This is a genomic window from Faecalibacterium longum (assembly GCF_040094125.1).
In the GTDB taxonomy this organism is placed as follows: Bacteria; Bacillota; Clostridia; order Oscillospirales; family Ruminococcaceae; genus Faecalibacterium; species Faecalibacterium longum.
In genome coordinates this window covers 1-2,373 of sequence record NZ_JBBNIH010000103.1, presented here as the reverse complement: position 1 = coordinate 2,373, position 2,373 = coordinate 1, and the positions used below count along the sequence as shown (strand labels likewise).

Below are 2,373 nucleotides of genomic sequence, written 5' to 3'. Positions count from 1 at the left end.
CAATATTATGATCTCCACCACCAAGCTGTCTGCCCGGACTGTTCTCCGGGCGGTAAAAGCGGCGATTCGGTTGTACCAGTCCAAGGCATCCCAAGGCAAGCAGAGCGTCCGCACCCTTCTGCGGCAAAACCGGGGCGTTTCCAGCGTGGAGATCAGCAAGACCGGCATCCGTGGGTTGGAACGCTACGCCAAAAAGTACGGCATCGACTACGCCATCCGAAAGGACACCTCCGAGGTGCCGCCCCGGTATCTGGTCTTTTTCAAAGCCCCGGATGCAGAAGCCTTCCAATCGGCGTTCAAGGAGTATTCGGCATCCCTGCTGAACAAGGACAAACGCCCCTCGGTGCTGGCACGATTGCAGGAGCTGGTGCAGGCGGCGGCAGAACTCCCCGGCAAAGTCCGGCACAAGGAACAGGAGCGTGGGCTGTGACCACAAAAAAGCTGACAAAGCTGCTGGCGCTGTACCTGCCCTATCTTCTGCTGGGGCTGGTGGCAACCAACCTTGGTGAGGCGTGGCGGCTTGCGGAGGGCAAAGAGCTGGGCGATAAGATCATGTCCATGATGGGCACCGTTCCGCTGGCGTTTGCAAACCCTCTGCCCAGCCTGCATCCGCTTGATATTCTGGTGGGTTTGTGCTGCGGTGCAGGGTTACGGCTGGCGGTCTATCTGCGTGGCAAAAACGCCAAGAAGTACCGCCACGGCATGGAGTACGGCTCTGCCCGGTGGGGCAGTGCGAAAGACATTGAACCATTCATGGCTCCCAAGTTTTCCGACAACATCATTTTAACCAAGACAGAGCGGTTAATGATGAGCAATCGTCCACCTGACCCCAAGAACGCCCGGAACAAAAATGTGCTGGTGGTCGGCGGCTCCGGCTCTGGCAAAACGAGATTTTGGCTGAAACCGAACCTCCTGCAATGCCATAGTTCCTATGTCGTAACCGATCCGAAAGGTACAATCGTGCTTGAATGTGGGCAGGCCATGCTGAAAAATGGTTATAAGGTAAAAGTTCTGAACACCATCAATTTTAAAAAGTCCATGCACTACAACCCCTTTGCCTATGTCCACAGCGAGAAGGACATTCTAAAACTGGTCACGACCCTGATGACCAACACCAAGGGCGAGGGGTCCGGCGGCGATCCATTTTGGGAGAAAAGCGAACGTCTTTTGCTCACTGCCCTGATCGCCTATCTGCATTATGAAGCCCCGGTGGAGGAACAAAACTTCGCTACTTTGCTGGAAATGCTGAACACCATGCAGGTACTGGAGGACGACGAGGAATACCAGAACCCTGTGGACTTGCTGTTTGAGGAACTGGCAAAAAAGAAGCCCAACAGCTTTGCCGGGCGGCAGTACAAACTTTACAAGCTGGCTGCCGGCAAGACCGCAAAATCCATCCTCATTTCCTGCGGTGCCAGATTAGCCCCCTTCGACATCCAAGAGTTGCGAGACCTTACCATGTACGATGAACTGCAACTGGACACGCTGGGTGACCGGAAAACGGCACTGTTCCTTATCATGAGCGATACGGACAGCACCTTTAACTTTCTGATTTCCATGATCTACACCCAGCTTTTTAACTTGCTGTGCGACAAAGCCGATGATGTGTACGGCGGTAAGCTGCCCATTCATGTGCGGTGCCTCATTGATGAGTGTGCCAACATCGGGCAGATCCCCAATCTGGAAAAGCTGGTAGCAACCATCCGCAGCCGTGAGATCTCAGCCTGCCTTGTTTTGCAGGCGAGAAGCCAGTTGAAAGCCATCTACAAGGACAATGCGGACACCATCGTAGGCAACATGGACAGCCAGATTTTCCTCGGCGGCAGTGAGCCTACCACCCTGAAAGACCTGTCCGAAATGCTAGGCAAGGAGACCATCGACGCCTTCAACACCTCGGATACCCGTGGCAACAGCCCCAGCTACGGCACTACGTTCCAGAAGATGGGGCACGAATTATTGAGCCGGGACGAGCTGGCGGTGCTGGACGGCGGCAAGTGTATTTTGCAGCTGCGTGGCGTCAGACCGTTTCTCTCGAACAAATACGACCTGACCCAGCACCCCAACTACAAGTTGACCTCGGACTATGACCCCAAAAACACCTTCGATATTGAAAAGTATCTGAACCGCAAAGAAAAAATCCACCCCGGTGATGAGTTCATCGTGGTGGACGCTGATTCGCTCCCGTCTGCCTAACCCGGTAGGCGGTTTTATTTTACCCGGACCAGAGAGGTACACCAGCAAGCCCACTCCCGCCGCAGTTTGCGGCTTCATTATGCAGCTTCAGGTGTGTACGAATGGTCTACAATTTTTTCAAAATAAAGGAGAAACGACTATGGAATTCTTTAACTCTGCTATCGAAGTTCTTCAGACTCT

General features: G+C 53.7%; 2 protein-coding genes. Both read left to right on the top strand.

The genetic code is table 11. The features are described 5' to 3' along the window. On the top strand, positions 1-430 hold a 430-nt coding region (locus AAAU26_RS03560), incomplete at its 5' end, for a PcfB family protein (protein WP_227619391.1). Next, positions 427-2,193 carry a VirD4-like conjugal transfer protein, CD1115 family gene (locus AAAU26_RS03555; protein WP_227619392.1) on the top strand — a complete coding sequence of 589 codons (1,767 nt, stop codon included), beginning with the start codon at positions 427-429 and terminating at the stop codon, positions 2,191-2,193. The genes AAAU26_RS03560 and AAAU26_RS03555, both read left to right, overlap by 4 nt. Positions 2,194-2,373 lie beyond the last annotated feature (180 nt).